13 protein-coding genes and 1 pseudogene are annotated in these 16,487 nt (G+C 46.5%); 9 read left to right on the forward strand and 5 right to left on the reverse strand.

Annotated features, from left to right (window positions below; genetic code table 11):
- Positions 1 to 306 precede the first annotated feature (306 nt).
- From GLO7428_RS09625 to panD, 3 genes are all read left to right on the forward strand, one after another.
- Complete coding sequence (locus GLO7428_RS09625; protein WP_015188374.1) at positions 307 to 510, forward strand: hypothetical protein; 204 nt, start codon at positions 307 to 309, stop codon at positions 508 to 510.
- 153 nt (positions 511 to 663) lie between these two features.
- On the forward strand, positions 664 to 1,203 hold the full coding sequence (locus GLO7428_RS09630; RefSeq protein ID WP_015188375.1) for an inorganic diphosphatase: 540 nt from the start codon (positions 664 to 666) through the stop codon (positions 1,201 to 1,203).
- Positions 1,204 to 1,304: 101 nt separating this feature from the next.
- Positions 1,305 to 1,688 (forward strand): aspartate 1-decarboxylase, encoded by a 384-nt coding sequence (panD, locus tag GLO7428_RS09635; RefSeq protein ID WP_015188376.1) that lies wholly within the window; start codon positions 1,305 to 1,307, stop codon positions 1,686 to 1,688.
- Here panD and GLO7428_RS09640 read toward each other — a convergent pair.
- From GLO7428_RS09640 to GLO7428_RS09660, 5 genes and pseudogenes are all read right to left on the reverse strand, one after another.
- Positions 1,661 to 1,858: pseudogene (locus GLO7428_RS09640) on the reverse strand (FeoC-like transcriptional regulator); the annotation flags it as partial. The gene panD and the pseudogene GLO7428_RS09640 sit on opposite strands and share 28 nt — an antisense overlap.
- 43 nt (positions 1,859 to 1,901) lie before the next feature.
- A complete protein-coding gene (locus GLO7428_RS09645; protein WP_015188377.1) occupies positions 1,902 to 2,507 on the reverse strand; it encodes a FeoA family protein in 606 nt (201 codons plus the stop codon).
- Between the two features lie 402 nt (positions 2,508 to 2,909).
- Positions 2,910 to 3,986, reverse strand: coding sequence for an anthranilate phosphoribosyltransferase family protein (locus tag GLO7428_RS09650; protein ID WP_015188378.1), 1,077 nt, complete (start codon positions 3,984 to 3,986; stop codon positions 2,910 to 2,912).
- Positions 3,987 to 4,042: 56 nt separating this feature from the next.
- The gene (locus GLO7428_RS09655; RefSeq protein ID WP_015188379.1) at positions 4,043 to 5,011 is read right to left on the reverse strand and encodes a LysR family transcriptional regulator; all 969 of its coding nucleotides are present in this window, start codon (positions 5,009 to 5,011) and stop codon (positions 4,043 to 4,045) included.
- 226 nt (positions 5,012 to 5,237) lie between these two features.
- Positions 5,238 to 6,545 (reverse strand): HEAT repeat domain-containing protein, encoded by a 1,308-nt coding sequence (locus GLO7428_RS09660; protein WP_015188380.1) that lies wholly within the window; start codon positions 6,543 to 6,545, stop codon positions 5,238 to 5,240.
- A gap of 595 nt (positions 6,546 to 7,140) precedes the next feature.
- Here GLO7428_RS09660 and GLO7428_RS09665 point away from each other — a divergent pair.
- The 6 genes from GLO7428_RS09665 (at position 7,141) to GLO7428_RS09690 (ending at position 16,398) form a co-directional block, all read left to right on the forward strand.
- Positions 7,141 to 8,691, forward strand: coding sequence for a ferredoxin--nitrite reductase (locus tag GLO7428_RS09665; RefSeq protein WP_015188381.1), 1,551 nt, complete (start codon positions 7,141 to 7,143; stop codon positions 8,689 to 8,691).
- A gap of 57 nt (positions 8,692 to 8,748) precedes the next feature.
- Positions 8,749 to 10,071: a CmpA/NrtA family ABC transporter substrate-binding protein gene (locus GLO7428_RS09670; RefSeq protein WP_015188382.1), complete on the forward strand. Its 1,323-nt coding sequence runs from the start codon at positions 8,749 to 8,751 to the stop codon at positions 10,069 to 10,071.
- Between the two features lie 105 nt (positions 10,072 to 10,176).
- The gene (gene ntrB / locus GLO7428_RS09675) at positions 10,177 to 10,959 is read left to right on the forward strand and encodes a nitrate ABC transporter permease (RefSeq protein WP_231295614.1); all 783 of its coding nucleotides are present in this window, start codon (positions 10,177 to 10,179) and stop codon (positions 10,957 to 10,959) included.
- A 122-nt stretch (positions 10,960 to 11,081) separates the two neighbouring features.
- Positions 11,082 to 13,085 (forward strand): nitrate ABC transporter ATP-binding protein, encoded by a 2,004-nt coding sequence (locus tag GLO7428_RS09680; protein ID WP_015188384.1) that lies wholly within the window; start codon positions 11,082 to 11,084, stop codon positions 13,083 to 13,085.
- A gap of 117 nt (positions 13,086 to 13,202) precedes the next feature.
- Positions 13,203 to 14,039 (forward strand): nitrate ABC transporter ATP-binding protein, encoded by an 837-nt coding sequence (locus GLO7428_RS09685; RefSeq protein ID WP_015188385.1) that lies wholly within the window; start codon positions 13,203 to 13,205, stop codon positions 14,037 to 14,039.
- 127 nt (positions 14,040 to 14,166) lie between these two features.
- On the forward strand, positions 14,167 to 16,398 hold the full coding sequence (locus tag GLO7428_RS09690) for a molybdopterin oxidoreductase family protein (RefSeq protein ID WP_015188386.1): 2,232 nt from the start codon (positions 14,167 to 14,169) through the stop codon (positions 16,396 to 16,398).
- Positions 16,399 to 16,487: the final 89 nt, after the last annotated feature.

Below are 16,487 nucleotides of genomic sequence, written 5' to 3' on the forward strand. Positions count from 1 at the left end.
CTTTACAGCTTGGGCAGATTAACTAAAATCTTCTCAATAGCTTATTGACAATTAACAAAAAATGTGCGATATGTACTAGACTTTTGGAACGCGATACTAAGCTCAACGTGCCTGCATTCTTGTATCAGTAAATGTACTTATGTAACAAGCTCGTCTGCTGCAACTTCCATAAGTTGTGCAGATACAAAGTATAAGATTTGTTGGTTAGAAAACAGTGTGCTAGAAAAGAATTGTTAAAATGACAATAGAAAGGTCAAATCCTTTCAGATTTAGTCAAAGCTCATTCAGGTTCAGTAGAACTTCTTTATGGAATCTAGTAGTAGTCCGTCTGCCAGTGGCGAGAAACCTTCTCATAAGTTGGCAGACATTGTAGGAACAGCAATCGCGTTGTTGACGCTGACAGCCCCGATTGTGGCGATCGCTCAGTACTCTGACAGAAATATTCTGACGAATGTGCAACCTATATCTTACCCCTTGCAAAGAGCAGGGATGAAAACCGATGGATGGTGATGAAATTTATGCTGGTTTGATATCCGCTAATAGCAAGCTAACAGCTTTTTTAACAGTTAAGGGTTTGTAGTTGTCCGTCATACCCTAAAATGCTACACGGGGAGCTAACGGAACTGCACCCTAAAACAGCTGTTAAATTGGAGTAATGTTGTTGTGGACTTAAACCGTATTCCGCCTCAACCAAAACCTGGCGTGATCAACGTTTTAATTGAAATTACTGCTGGAAGCAAAAATAAGTACGAATACGATAAAGATTTGCAGGCGTTTGCTTTAGATCGAGTATTGTACTCCTCAGTGCAGTATCCTTACGATTATGGCTTTGTCCCTAATACTCTTGCTGACGATGGCGATCCGCTTGATGGCATGGTATTGATGGACGAACCAACATTTCCAGGATGTGTAATTGCGGCGCGTCCGATTGGAATGTTGATTATGATTGACGGCGGCGATCATGATGAAAAAATTCTGTGTGTTCCTGATAAAGATCCTCGTTACAAACACGTTAAATCGCTTGCAGACATCGCACCGCATCGATTAGATGAAATTGCTGAGTTTTTCCGCAGCTACAAAAATCTGGAACAGAAAGTCACAGAAATTCGTGGCTGGGAAGACATCGATCAGGTTATGCCTTTAGTAGAAAGATGCATCAAAGCTGGTAGCGAACAAGGGCGCGATTCGGAAGCCGAGGAATAACAACACGCACCCTGTGACAAAGCTACTATCATAGCGTTAGAGTCGTTTTCTGCAATCAATCGGGAAAACGATTCTAGCACTCAACTCAAGCGCCTTTTTTCATGCAACGCACGCTACTATTAGCTAAAATCCACAGTTGCACGCTCACAGCGGCTAACCTGCATTATGTCGGTAGTATTAGTATCGATCAAACATTACTCGATGCCGCAGGCATACTACCTTATGAGCAAGTGCAAGTTGTTAATGTTACGAATGGAGAACGGCTGATCACGTATGCGATCGCCGCACCGCCAAATTCAGGCGCGATCGAGTTAAACGGCGCTGCGGCAAGACTCGGAATGCCAGGCGATCGCTTGATTATCATGACGTATGCGCAATTTACACCTGAAGAACTCAAAAGTTACTGTCCAACAGTTGTGTTAGTCACTGAACGCAATCGCCTCCTAGAAGTCCGACGTTACGATGATTTATTAGCGCAAGTTTGATGAGTTGATTCGTAAAACTCAAGATGTTCTGGACGACAGCTAACGCAACCTTGACAACAAGGCGGAATCGGTAGCTTGCGCACTCTACCTTTGCGGACAAGTTGCTGTAACATTCCCCGCAGCGCATCCGCATCGATGTGAAAGTGAAGTTCCATTTGCGCCAGCGATGCTTTTCCTTGTTGGGATTATCTGCTAGCGCAATTGTCCGCTTCGTCACGATTGCACCTCCTCAATGCGTAACGCATCAGCTTCGTCTTTGCGTAAACTAAGGTGGAAGCCTCGGACTTCAATTTCGATCGGATCGCCCAGCGGCGCATGACGGGTAACAGTAAACTCGGTTCCTGGTGTTAATCCCATCGGTAACAATTTTTCGCGGTAAGCGCGGGCGGTTTGCTCGTAACCAACGACGCGCCCTCGACAACCTACTGCTAAATTACGTAGTTTGGTATTCGTTTTGCCTTGCTGGTGTTGCGCTTGATGTACTGCTGTGACTACAACTTGATGCGCCATTCCTGCACCTAACCCAATGCGATTATCTTGAATACCCACGACAACCGAGCCACTCGCGGTACGACTGACGATCTGAAGTTCGCATCCGAGTGTTAAACCCATATCCATTAGCCGCCGTGCGAATCCATCTTCGCCATTGAGTTTGACAATCCACACGCGATCGCCTACGTTTGCCATCGTTAACGGAAATGACGTTTGATTCGTGTGTGGCGCGATACTGCTTTGTTCTTGATAGGTATCTGTACCGCCAAAAAATGTAAACCCCCACCCTGTGCGACTTTGGTGGCGTGTATCGTTCGGGTCTTTCATGCGATCGCTCTCCCGAATTCCTGAGAATTATGCTCATAGACTTATTCAAAAATATTCTCAAATAAAGCCCAAAACTTGCAGTTTTTAAGAGAGAATTTATATTTGTATTCACAAATCTTTATCATTGAAGGGTAATCAGAAACGCTAGTAGTGAAAAACGAAAAATACTGCAAATGCTTTTGTTTGCTAAGTTTGAAGATTTCGCGCTGGTTAGGCAGGCGAGTAATCACTCCTTGAGAGGAACTCACTCAACTTAAAATATATTGCAAATACTTGTTATTTATTTCCTCGCGTTATATTTGTCTGCTACGCCTGGCGACTAAAGTCGCGGCTTGACAACCGAAGTCCACGCAGGTGGACTTATTGGGTAATGTAGTCCTGCAATTTCTAACCTCTTCCAATTTATGCTCGTTGTGCTAGCGATCGCGTAACTAAACCAATAACTTGGGTAATTTTTTGGAGTTGTTGCGTGACTGCGCCGCTTCTGAGAAAAGCTTCAGCTTTCGCAATTCCCGATTGCATATCAGCACAAACGCCGCACCGCCAGAGATAAAAACCACCATTCCACAAAGCTGTTTGCATCAATTCTGAGGGTTCACCTTGTAAAACAGATTGCATCTCATTTAATAGTTGCGTTGTCGATTCTAATGGGACATTCTTTGTTGTAAAGCCATAATCGCGCGGGATGAGGTGTAAACGTTCGATTGGTTCGTCAGAATTGAGTGTTGATAAGCCAATAATAGCAGTGCGATCGCGGGGGAGGTCGCAACTTCCTTCTAATCCTTTTACCGTTGTAAAGTGTTGAGTTCCTCTTACTGCAAAGGCGGTTTGAAACATACCTTCGGTTGGTGGATGAACGTAACCTGCAACAATATGTGCATCTCCTGCGTACGGACACCACATCAGTTCCATTGTGGCAAACGGCGGACGTTTACCGATTTGGTCGCGGTATTCAAATAAACGTTGCGCCAAGGGAAAATGCTGAGGTAGATAAATAAATCCCAAGCCTGTCGCCTCAAATACCTGTTGCGTTTGGGCGAGTGATAACCTTGTCCAATCAACGCCTAACCCTTGCCAAATCTCAACGAGTGGTAATCCGTATTTTGTTGGTAAGCGATCGCCTCCATGCATAATCACAGGTTGTCCCGCAGCACAAAGGAGTAAAGCCGTAATTGGGCTAATCGGTGCAGTACGCGATCGCCCGTCATAAGGTAAGCCTAAAACAAAGACGCGTTGTTTAGTTGCAATAGGTTGCAGTTTATGACCAAGTTCATCATATGCATCCAGCATTCCCGCCAACTCTTCGCCGGTAGGGCGCTTGATGCGGTGCGCAATGAGAAACGCCCCGATTTGGGCTGGGGTTGCTTCTTGCAGTAAAATCATCCGAGTTGCAGCTGCGGCTTCCTCGCGCGTCAGATTCTCGCTGGTATGATTACCGCTACCCACTTTTTTTAGCAAATCCCGAAATGCATTGCTCATTGCGATCGCTCAATCAAAAATAAGATAAATGATGGGTTAAGAGTTCAAGCCTAGCACTATCGCACCTGCAAATTTTTGATAGCTTGCGGTTTTCCTTGTTGTTCAAATTGCGGAACGATTAGCTGCTTGACTAATTGCCAAAAATGTCGAATCGGGGGAATCTGCAAGCGATCTTGCGTTGTCACCATCACAACTTGACGCATTAAACCTGATTCAACGCTTGTCGAAGAATCACTATTTGCAAGCGATCGCACTGCGAGCGTCGGATCTTGGCGAGCTTCCACCAATGCAGAACGCGGTAATAATGCAATTAATTCGCCTTGACGGACAACACCGCGAAAAGCATCGAGGGTATTCACTTCTAAAACGGCTTGGAGTGTCGCGCCAAATCGTTCAAATCGTTCTTGGACAAGGCGCTGCATTCCGTAGCCATCTTTAAAAACAACTTGTGGATAGCGAACTAACTCGAACCAAGGAACTTTGTCAAACTGCGCGAGGGGATGATCCGCTGCGGTTAAAACTTCAATCGGTTCATCGTACAGTACTTCGACGACCATTTCGGAACCTGTTGTCAAAAAGCGATTATTCATCACAATTGCCAAATCGACAAGTCCATCTTTGAGAACTTTCAGCGCGCGATCGCTTCCGAGCGAAGTTACCCGCAACTGAATATCAGGATAATCGTGGCAAAATTGCTGTAAAACCGGAGGTAAGCAGTTAGAACAAATCGAGTGAATCGCCGCGATACACAATTCAGGCTGCTTTCCTGCAACTAAGTCTGCTAATTCTTCTTTAATTGTCCGCCACTCTTGACAAATTTTTCGCACGCGGGGTAGTACGCGTTCGCCTCCTAATGTCAGCGTCGCACCAGTTGTCCGATGAAACAACGATAATCCTAAGTCTGCTTCTAAGGCTTGGATTTGACGACTAATTGTCGATTGAGTCACGCCGCACTTGCGTGCTGCTTGTTGAAAACTACCGGTTTCTGCGATCGCCAAAAAGGCTTGCAACTGCTCTAGCCGCATTTTATGTAGCCTGAATCACATTTAAGGCTTACACTAACTTAGCGGATTTAGCGATCTATTTTCGTAGAGATTGATACAGCGAGAAGAAGGGGCTAGGAGTTAGGAGCGAGGAGTGAGGGATGAATTGTTCGCGCAGCGTGCCGGAAGCAGTAGAACTTTTTAACTTTCTTGCTCCCCTGCACCCCCGCACAAGAAGTACTCCTCACCGCTAACTCCTCGTTCCTACTTAATTAGACCATTCAGAAAGCGCGATTGCGACTCCTTGTTTGAGTTCTGGGGCTACATCACTCTTGGCAATTTGTTGAAGTTGTGTGTAAGCAATTTCTGGCGCAAGTTGTTTGAGTGCGGCGATCGCATGAAGTTTCACTCCGCGTTCTGAATCCGCTAATAAGTTGATTAACGGCTCTATTGCTTGTAATTTGCCCAGATATCCGAGTGATAAGGCAATCGTTCCCTTAATACTTGCAAATTCAGTGATTGGGTGCTGCAAGCGTAGCAGATTAATTAATATATCCGCTGCTTTTGATTGATTGCTGGGCTGTTCAACTTGTCCGAGAACTGTGATAATTTCTTGACAAACACGCACTGAGGATGACTGCTGTAAGTAAGAGGCAAGATATTCTAAAGCGCAGTTTGATTCAATTCGACCTAACGCCCGAACAATTTCAATTCGGAGTGACTCTGGCGTATGCGGTGATTGCAGTACTTTGTACAAACCATGAACCGCTGCATCCGTCCCTAATCGCCCCAATGCGATCGCTGCTGCATGACACACGTCAAGATTAAAATCGTAAAGTTTTGGCAAGATCCGTGCAACAAGGTCTAATTCTGTGCATAAGTCAGCACGAAAGCCTAAACCTAGTACTGCTTCGCGTCTTACAGGCGCAGCAATATCATCTAAAGCGTTTAATAAGACTGGCGGAACTTGGGGATCGTGAAAACTACTCAAAGCTTCGATCGCCACAGCGCGAACATTTGGTTGGGGATCGCCAACTACGCTGAGTAATGGCGTAATGGTTTCGGATCGCCGGATGTACGCAAGCGATCGCACTGCGAGTAACCGCGTATCTTCTGCTGCTAATAATTCGGTAAGTGGTGCGATTGCACTTTTGCCAATTTGTCCGAGTGCTGTTGCGGCGACTGCTTGTAATTCTTCATTCTCGGTTGTTTTGATCAGTTCTACCAAAGCTGCGATCGCTTGTGGATGGTCAAATTCACCTAAAATGCGCACAGCAAACCAACACAATTCGTCATCGTCTTCGTCTTCGAGAATTTCGACAAGTCGAGCGATCGTGCTTACTCCCAAGCGAGGAATTAGTTTTGCTACATCCCAGCGGTGTTGAAAATCTCCCGCGAGTAGCGCAGCCATTGCCAAATCGAGGAGTTGCGCTGCTTCAGGTGCCGTATTCATCCTAACTTGCTCGCGCTTTCCTCCAGGAATTAGCTGCTGCAAACATTGCACGAGTAATGACCAATCTCTTGCACTAAACGCTACCTGTGCTTGCTCCAACTGAAGTTGAATACTTGTGTTCACGATTGCTGAGTATGCAGATTAGGAATAGCTTAACGCGATCGCAACCAAATTATTTTCGATTTTCAATGAGTTCTGTCAAGTCCCGCTTGTGTTTTCTCCTTTCAGCTAGGTGCAATCCATCGTTGCTGAAACTGAGAATACTTTACCTGTTCTGGGGAAGCATCATCGTTGCTCTTTTTACAAAACTTAACCAAAATCACTGTGTAAATCGCTTGCTAAAGCTTATGATGTCATGAATTTCCCAATTATGCGTGTTTTGCATCCACCTTACGATGGAGCTTATTGCAAAAAATGCATCAAATCTATGCATTTTCTTCATGATTTGAAATATTTAGTTACATAAGATACGAAAATACTTGCAATGTAATTCTAACTTGGATGTTGTCAGGCACATTGCAATAAACAAGTATTTCTTATGTAGCCGCAAGGTTTGCAAATCAAAGAAGGTAATTATCGTTTTGTCCTAACAGCAATCTGCGTAACTAGCTATACGACTTTTCATTTTTAGACCGAATAACCTAACAAACTAAGCCGCTTTGAATCAGCATCTTACTTTTTTCATATCCAGCGCGCACAAAGGCAAAGAGGGGACACTATGACAGACGCAGCCAAGAAGGAAACCCTAAATAAATTCGAGAAATTCAAAGCCGAGAAAGATGGACTTGCGGTCAAAGGCGAACTAGAACATTTTGCAGCGATCGGCTGGGAAGCAATGGACGAAACCGATCGCGACCATCGCCTCAAGTGGTTAGGAGTCTTCTTTCGCCCTGTGACTCCTGGTAAATTCATGATGCGGATGCGCATACCCAACGGTATCATCACCAGTCATCAGCTACGCGTACTTGGTGAAGTTGTGCAGCGCTACGGTGATGATGGCAATGCAGACATCACGACTCGGCAAAATATTCAGTTACGTGGGATACGAATCGAAGATGTTCCTGATATCTTTAACCGCTTTCGCGCCGCAGAATTAACGAGTGTGCAGTCAGGAATGGACAACGTACGCAATATTACTGGCGATCCAGTTGCTGGACTTGATGCGGATGAGTTATTTGATACGCGCGATTTAGTCCGCCAAGTACAAGACATGATTACCAACAATGGCGAAGGTAATCCGGCGTTTACAAACTTGCCTCGGAAATTCAACATTGCGATTACCGGCGGGCGCGATAATTCGGTTCATGCTGAAATTAACGACTTGGCATTCATTCCCGCATTTAAAGACAATACTTTTGGCTTCAACGTCATCGTTGGTGGTTTTTTCTCGGCTAAGCGCTGTGATGCGGCGATTCCGCTGAATGCGTGGGTACCTCCTGAAGCTGTTGTCGCGGTATGCAAAGCCGTTTTAGAAATCTTTCGGGATCGTGGACTGCGGGCAAACCGCCAAAAGTCGCGCTTGATGTGGCTCATCGACGAGTGGGGAATCGATAAATTCCGCGCGGAAGTTGAAAAACAGCTTGGTCAAGAACTGCAACTTGCTGCTGAGAAAGATGAAATCGATTGGGAAAAACGCGACCATGTTGGTGTTTTTCGCCAAAAGCAACCAGGATTAAATTATGTCGGGTTACATATCCCAGTGGGACGGCTTTACGCCCAAGATATGTTTGACATTGCTCGACTTGCTGAAGTTTATGGTGATGGTGAAATTCGGCTGACGGTAGAGCAAAACTTGATTATTCCCAATATTCCAGATTCGCGCCTCGATGCTTTTCTAGCCGAACCATTATTGCAACGCTTCTCTACTCGCCCAGATACGTTAACTAGAGGTTTGGTTTCATGTACTGGCGCGCAGTTTTGCAACTTTGCTTTGATTGAAACCAAAAATCGAGCCTTAGGAATGATTAAGGCACTCGAAGCCGAACTGTATCTGACACGCCCAGTGCGCATTCACTGGACAGGATGTCCGAATTCTTGCGGTCAACCACAAGTTGCAGATATTGGATTGATGGGAACTAAAGTTCGTAAAAACGGCAAGACAGTAGAAGGCGTTGATATTTATATGGGTGGCAAGGTGGGTAAAGATGCACACCTTGGTACTTGTGTCACAAAAGGAATTCCCTGTGAAGATTTACAGCCAGTGTTACGAGATTTGCTGATAGAGCATTTTGATGCGAAGCCCAAGCAAGAAGCGATGGTGACTCGATAGAGTGCCGCCAATAATTCAACCGTATTTGATTAGCAACAATTCAACTGAATCAAGAAGATGACCAAGTTTACGAGACGGCAATTTATTTTTACGGCAAGTACTGCAACTGCGGCTTCACTATTAATGCATGGCTGTTCTAACGGCAATAACACCGCGACAAATAATAGCAGTACCGTTCCTGCGGCGAATATCAACCCTGCTGATGCACCAGAAGTCACAACTGCGCGGTTAGGATTTATCGCGCTAACAGACGCTGCGCCTTTAATTATTGCCAAGGAAAAAGGTCTGTTTGATAAGTATGGCATGACCGACGTGGAAGTCGCGAAGCAAGCGTCCTGGGCAGTCACGCGTGATAACCTCGTGCTAGGTTCTGGTGGTGGTGGCATCGATGGCGCGCATATTTTAACTCCGATGCCCTATCTCATGTCATTGGGAACGATTACGCAGGGCAATCGCGTGCCGATGTACATCTTGGCACGACTCAACACCAATGGCCAGGCAATTTCGCTATCAAAAAATTATAACGACCTGAAGGTTGGGCTAGATAGTTCGCCACTGCAACAAGTGTTTGCGCAACAAAAATCAGCAGGAAAAGATTTGCGGGCAGCCGTCACATTTCCTGGAGGAACGCACGATCTGTGGATGCGTTACTGGCTAGCTGCGGGTGGTATTAATCCTAACAGTGATATTTCCTTGATTGTCGTACCACCGCCACAGATGGTACAAAACGTGCGCGTAGGCAACATGGAAACCTTCTGCGTAGGTGAACCTTGGCCTGCACAAACTGTTACTCAAGGCATTGGTTACACCGCACTCACAACAGGCGAACTGTGGAAAGACCATCCAGAAAAAGCATTGGCAATGCGCGCGGACTGGGTAGACAAACATCCCAAGGCAACGAAAGCCATTTTGATGGCGGTGCAAGAAGCGCAGCAGTGGTGTGCTTTGCCAGAAAATAAAGAGGAAATGGCAAATATTGTTGCTAATCGTCAGTGGTTGGGAGTACCAGCAAAAGATATTTTAGGTCGCTTCCAAGGTAAGTACGACTATGGCAACGGTCGCGTAGAAGACTACAGCAACTCATTACTGATGAAGTTCTGGCGCGATAACGCCTCGTATCCTTACAAGAGTCATGACCTTTGGTTTTTAACTGAAAACATTCGTTGGGGTTATATTCCAGGCGATACTGACACGAAAGCGGTCGTCGATCAAGTGAACCGCGAAGATTTGTGGCGCGAAGCTGCCCAAGCGCTTGGCGTACCAGCGGCTGAAATTCCCAAGAGTCCTTCGCGTGGTGTAGAAACATTCTTTGATGGCGTAAAGTTTGACCCAGAAAATCCAACGGCGTATTTGAATAGCTTGAAGATTAAAAAAGCTTAAGCGATCGCAATAACTTGAAAGTTGTAAGAATACGGAATAGGAGAACAGCAGAGGATGACAACACTTGGTAGCCGCGCCCCCAGAAGCAGAAATCAGCAAAAGACGATGTCCTTCGTAACAAAATACATCGTGCCGCCACTGATTGCGATCGCTGTTTTTTTAATTGTTTGGCAGCTACTTTTTTCAAGCCCAGATGCAAATTTACCAGGTCCAATTACGGTACTTCAAGAAACATGGGACCCTTTGATTATCAACCCGTTTTTTGATTATGGTGGAACAAATAAAGGATTAGGTTTGCAAATCCTCGCCAGTTTAGGACGAGTTGCGATCGGCTTTTCCTTAGCGGCGATCGCCGGAATTGCGCTGGGAATTCTCATCGGTATTAGTCCGTTTATCTATCGCGCGCTCGATCCTTTATTTCAGGTGTTGCGGACTGTACCACCTTTGGCATGGCTACCGCTGTCACTCGCAGCATTTCAACAAGCTAACCCTTCGGCAATTTTCGTCATCTTTATCACCGCAATTTGGCCGATCATCATTAACACCACCGTGGGCGTACAACAAATTCCCCAAGATTATCGCAACGTTGCGAAAGTGCTGCGCCTGTCGGGACCAAAGTTTTTCTGGAAAATATTACTTCCGTCTGCGGTTCCCTATATCTTTACGGGGTTAAGAATCGGGATTGGTTTATCTTGGCTAGCGATCGTCGCCGCAGAAATGCTAACAGGTGGTGTAGGAATCGGCTTCTTTATCTGGGATGCTTACAACAGTTCGCGCTTGAGTGAGATTATCCTCGCGCTAATTTATGTCGGTATCGTTGGTCTAATCCTCGATCGCATCGTGGCTTTTGTCGCCTCCAAAGTTGTCCCAGAAGAGCAAAAGGCTTAACAGAGGAGTGAGGGGTGAGGAGTGAGGAGCGAGTGAAAGTTGTTATTACAGAGAAATTCGTTTTAGTTTATCCTTCCCCTAACCCCTGAACCCCAACCCCTGACCTCTCATTAAATTAAGTTATGAAAGTATTTGTAGAAGTCGATCACGTCGATCAGGAATTTGTGTTACCGAGTGGTGGCACTTATGTCGCGCTACGCAATATTGAACTGAAAATTCAACAAGGCGAATTCGTCTCGTTAATTGGACACTCTGGGTGTGGTAAATCTACGCTACTGAATATTATTGCGGGGCTAAATCGTCCGGCAAGAGGTGGGGTATTACTCGAAGGGCGACAAGTTACCAAGCCTGGACCCGATCGCATGGTCGTGTTTCAAAATTACTCATTACTACCTTGGTTAACAGTACGCGAAAACATTGCTTTAGCCGTCGATGAAGTGATGAGCAATGTGCCAAAAGGCGAACGCCGAGGGATTGTTGAACAACATATTGATTTAGTCGGGCTGCGTCATGCGGCGAATAAACGCCCAGGCGAAATTTCTGGGGGGATGAAACAGCGGGTGGCGATCGCCCGCGCCCTCTCGATTCGCCCCAAATTACTGTTACTCGATGAACCGTTTGGCGCACTCGATGCTTTGACGCGCAGTGGTTTGCAAGATCAGTTGATGAAGATCTGCGAGGAAAACCACATGACGTGTGTGATGGTGACGCACGATGTCGATGAAGCATTGCTATTATCCGATCGCATTGTCATGCTGACGAATGGACCCGAATCGCATATCGGGCAAATTCTCGAAGTTCCCTTTCCACGTCCGCGCCATCGCTTGGAAGTTGTGAATCATCCGAATTACTACAGCTTGCGCAACGAAATTGTTTATTTCCTGAATCAACAAAAACGCGCGAAGCAGCGTAAAGCACAGCAAACGGTGGCGATCGCCCGCAATGGTTTAGAAAAAGTCAACCTCGAAATCGGCTTTATTCCTTTAACCGATTGTGCGCCGTTGGTCGTTGCGAAAGAGAAAGGCTTTTTTGAGAAATACGGTTTAGATGAAGTGATTCTATCGCGCGAACCAAGTTGGAAAGCGATTTCCGAAGGTGTGGCAACACGCCGCCTTGATGCCGCGCAAATGACCGCAGGAATGCCCTTAGCCATGACGCTGGGAATGAATGGTAAAGCCCCGCAACCGATCGTGACAGGGTTAGTTTTAGCGCGTAATGGTAATTCAATTACGTTAAGTAAGCGGTTTTATGATGAAGGAGTGCGGACACTTGCTGATTTTAAAGCGGCGATCGCGCGCACACCAGATAAAGTTCATACTCTCGGCATGGTGCATCCCGCATCGATGCACAACTTAATGCTGCGCTACTGGCTTTCTTCCGCAGATATCGACCCTGATTTAGATGTAAGTCTCACGGTGATTCCGCCACCGCAAATGGTTGCGAACCTCAAAGCCGGAAACATCGATGGCTACTGCGTGGGCGAACCTTGGAATTCCCGTGCGGTTAAAGAAAAATTAGGTTTTGTCATTGCAACAGATTCGGATATCTGGAACGGACACGTCGAGAAAGTTTTAGGTGTTCGCGAAGACTGGGCAAATCAACACCCAGAAACGCACCTTGCTTTAATTAAAGCCTTGCTCGAAGCGTGCGAATACTGCGACGATCGCCGCAATCGCGAAGAAATTGTCGCGCTGTTAGCCCAACCGCAGTACATCGGCGTTGCACCAGAATACATTCGCCCTGGATTCGTTGACGAATACGATCGCGGTAACGATACAGAACCTGAAATGCTGCTGCGGTACAACCAATTTTACGTCGATCGCACGAACTGTCCTTATCGCGTGGAGGGATTGTGGATGATGACGCAATTGGCCCGTTGGGGAATTACACCTTTTCCGAAAAACTGGATCGAAATTTTGGATCGGGTGCAGCGTGTCGATTTATTCGGTGCAGCAGCAAGAGATCTCGACTTGTTAGACATAGAACGCGATCGCGGTTCGATTCACTTCTTTGATGGCACGGTGTTCAATCCTGATGACCCAATTCGCTATCTGAATAGCCTCAAATTCAAGCGCAATGTGCGGATTGAAGAAGTTGTCGTTGATGCGACGCCCGCAGCCGTGTAGAAAGGGGCGAGGGGCGAGAGGCGAGGGGCGAGTGAATAGCAGTTAGTTGTTATCCCATAACTCCAGTTTCTCCAAAATTGAAACATTGTGAACCGTAATTCTTACTGATATCTAAATATGCAAACGCTGAACACCACAACTGTTAGAAAACCCGAAGTTCTCAACGGCGATCCGTTTCTTGTGATCGATAACGTTTCTAAAATTTATCCGACACCAACAGGACCATACACCGTTTTGGATGGTATTAATCTCACGGTTTATGAAGGGGAATTTATTTGTTTAATCGGTCACTCTGGCTGTGGTAAATCGACGCTTTTGGATATGGTGTCAGGATTTCGTAAGCCGAGTGAAGGTGAGGTGCGACTCCAAACAAAACGGATTACGGAACCTGGTCCCGATCGCATGGTGGTGTTTCAGAATTATTCACTCTTGCCGTGGCTGAGTGCGTTTGAAAATGTGTATTTGGGTATTGATTCGGTTTATCCGAATAAACCTAAAGCTGAAAAAACTGCGATCGCTAACGAACATCTCGCGCTTGTTGGACTTACAGATGCAGCGCATAAAAAACCCAGAGAACTTTCTGGCGGAATGAAACAGCGCGTATCAATTGCGCGGGCTTTGGCGTTGCGTCCAAAAGTTTTAGTCTTAGACGAACCTTTTGGCGCGCTTGACCCGATTACTCGTGAGGAATTGCAAGAAGAATTGCTGAAAATTTGGAGCGATCATCAAGTCACTGTACTGATGATTACGCACGATATCGATGAAGCATTGTTCTTAGCCGATCGCTTGGTGATGATGACAAACGGTCCGGCGGCAAATATCGGGGAAATTATGAATATTCCGTTCCCACGCCCCCGCAACCGCGCCCGCATCATGGAAGACCCCGAATACTACAACTTACGCAACCAAGCTTTAGACTTCCTCTATCGCCGTTTTGCCCATGTAGATGAGTAGAGAAGGGTGAGGGATGAGTGGCTAGTGAATAGTGATGAGTTTTGAATTTTGAATTGTTCATTCTCTTCTGCACCCCTACTCCTCTGATCCTCTGCTCCCCTAACCCCTAGATTGAGGGATATTAACAATGACTGATACAACTAGAACCCTCTGTCCCTATTGTGGTGTAGGCTGTGGTTTGGAGGTGTCGCCGCCAGCGCAGCCAGGGAAGGCAATTAATCGAGATAATCAAGGTAATCCGATTTGGAAGGTGAAAGGCGATCGCAATCATCCTTCGAGTCAAGGAATGGTGTGTGTCAAAGGTGCAACAATCGCTGAAGCAATCGACAAAAACCGCCTGCGTTATCCGATGCTACGCGACTCGTTAGATAAGCCGTTTCGCCGCGTTAGCTGGGACGAAGCATACGAACGCATTGTTAATCGCATTCAATCAGTATGCGCGACTCAAGGAGCCGATGCGGTATGTATGTATGGTTCGGGGCAAATGCAAACCGAAGATTACTACGTTGCGCAAAAGCTGCTCAAAGGTTGCTTAGGAACGAATAACTTTGACTCGAATTCGCGCTTGTGTATGTCATCAGCAGTTGCGGGATATGTACAAAGCTTGGGCGCGGATGGTCCGCCGTGCTGTTATGAAGACCTCGATTTAACCGACTGCGCGTTTATTATTGGTTCTAATGCCGCTGAATGTCACCCGATTGTTTTTAATCGCCTACAAAAACACCACAAGAAAAACCACAACGTCGTCAAAATGATTGTGGTCGATCCGCGCCGCACTCCTACCGCCGAAGTTGCCGATTTACATTTGGCAATCCATCCAGGGACAGATATTGATTTACTCAATGGCATTGCGCATTTATTGTTGCGTTGGGGTTATTTCGAGTCTGAGTTTGTCAGCGAGTGTACGGCGAATTTTCCGGCGTTTGCTGAGGTGATTTCGCACTATCCGCCCGAAGTTGTCGCGAGCAAGTGTGGCATAGCGGTTGAAGAGTTGGAAACTGCCGCACGGTACTGGGGAACAAGCAAACGCGTGTTGTCGCTGTGGTCGATGGGTGTAAATCAATCATCAGAAGGCACCGCTAAAGTACGCAGCATTATTAACTTGCATTTAATGACGGGGCAAATTGGCAAACCTGGGTGTGGTCCATTCTCGCTCACAGGTCAACCAAATGCAATGGGCGGGCGCGAAGTTGGGGGGTTGTGTAATTTATTACCAGGCTATCGTCACGTCCAAAATGCCCAAGATAGAGCCGAAGTCGAGCAATTTTGGGGCGTTCCCGCAGGCAGAATTTCACCACACTGGGGACGGACTGCGTGGGAGATGATGACAGGGTTGGAAACGGGAGATGTCGGGTTGCTATGGATTGTCGCTACGAATCCAGCGGTGAGTTTACCTGATGTCAAGCGCGCGCAAGCTGCGTTACTGCGATCGCCGTTTACGGTGTATCAAGATGCGTACTACCCCACCGAAACCGCTACGTATGCCCACTTACTTCTCCCAGCGGCGCAATGGGGTGAAAAAACCGGCACAATGACAAATTCTGAACGCGTTGTGACGCTATGTAAGGCATTTCGTCCGCCTGTAGGGGAAGCCAAGCCAGATTGGGAAATTATTGCCGAAGTCGCGCGACGCTTGGGATTTGCGGATAAGTTTCCGTTTAAAAACTCGGCGGAAGTTTATGCAGAGTACGTGCAGTTAACGCGCGATCGCCCTTGCGATATGACGGGGATAAGTCACGCCAAGTTAGCACAAAATCCAATACAATGGCCTTGTCCTGAAGCAAGACAGGGGCAATTAGGAGAGAATTTACACGCAGTTAGTGTGAAACGATTGTATACTGATTTGCGCTTTGCGACACCTGATGGACGCGCGCGGTTCAGTGCTTATCACTCAAAAGGACTTGCTGAACCATCAGATTCTGAGTATCCGTTTGTACTAACAAATGGGAGATTATACGGACACTGGCACACGCAGACGCGCACCGGAAGAATCGAGAAAATTAAGCAGATGCACCCGCAGCCATTTCTTGAGATTCATCCCCGCGATGCAGCGAAGCTAGAGATTCAAGAAAACGATTTAGTCGAAGTGCGATCGCGACGTGGAACCGCAAAATTTCCCGCAAAAATTACCAAAGCGATCGCACCTGGTACAGTTTTTGTGCCAATGCACTGGGGCGCACTCTGGGGCGATGAAACCGAAGCTAACGCCCTCACGCACCCTGAACACGATCCCGATTCGCATCAACCCGAACTCAAAGCCTGTGCAGTACAACTCATTTCAGTAAGGCTTAAATCTAGTTTGAGTACGAGCAAAGAAAACTTTCTTGAAAGTAAAATCTCATTACCCATCACCTCCTAATATCGAGTCCAGTTAAAAATCAATTATTGAGACGGTAATAAAGTATGAGGGTAGGCGGGTATTAAAGAGCTAATAATCATCAAATCTCG

The sequence above is a fragment of the Gloeocapsa sp. PCC 7428 genome (assembly GCF_000317555.1).
GTDB lineage: Bacteria > Cyanobacteriota > Cyanobacteriia > Cyanobacteriales > Chroococcidiopsidaceae > Chroogloeocystis.

What these genes read in the sequence shown, in the direction of transcription:
- GLO7428_RS09665 (WP_015188381.1), top strand. Translation starts at nt 7,141, where the DNA reads ATGACAGACGCAGCCAAGAAGGAAACCCTAAATAAATTCGAGAAATTC.
- GLO7428_RS09625 (WP_015188374.1), top strand. Translation starts at nt 307, where the DNA reads ATGGAATCTAGTAGTAGTCCGTCTGCCAGTGGCGAGAAACCTTCTCAT.
- GLO7428_RS09685 (WP_015188385.1), top strand. Translation starts at nt 13,203, where the DNA reads ATGCAAACGCTGAACACCACAACTGTTAGAAAACCCGAAGTTCTCAAC.
- GLO7428_RS09645 (WP_015188377.1), bottom strand. Translation starts at nt 2,507, where the DNA reads ATGAAAGACCCGAACGATACACGCCACCAAAGTCGCACAGGGTGGGGG.
- GLO7428_RS09670 (WP_015188382.1), top strand. Translation starts at nt 8,749, where the DNA reads ATGACCAAGTTTACGAGACGGCAATTTATTTTTACGGCAAGTACTGCA.
- ntrB (WP_231295614.1), top strand. Translation starts at nt 10,177, where the DNA reads ATGTCCTTCGTAACAAAATACATCGTGCCGCCACTGATTGCGATCGCT.
- GLO7428_RS09655 (WP_015188379.1), bottom strand. Translation starts at nt 5,011, where the DNA reads ATGCGGCTAGAGCAGTTGCAAGCCTTTTTGGCGATCGCAGAAACCGGT.
- GLO7428_RS09690 (WP_015188386.1), top strand. Translation starts at nt 14,167, where the DNA reads ATGACTGATACAACTAGAACCCTCTGTCCCTATTGTGGTGTAGGCTGT.
- panD (WP_015188376.1), top strand. Translation starts at nt 1,305, where the DNA reads ATGCAACGCACGCTACTATTAGCTAAAATCCACAGTTGCACGCTCACA.
- GLO7428_RS09650 (WP_015188378.1), bottom strand. Translation starts at nt 3,986, where the DNA reads ATGAGCAATGCATTTCGGGATTTGCTAAAAAAAGTGGGTAGCGGTAAT.
- GLO7428_RS09680 (WP_015188384.1), top strand. Translation starts at nt 11,082, where the DNA reads ATGAAAGTATTTGTAGAAGTCGATCACGTCGATCAGGAATTTGTGTTA.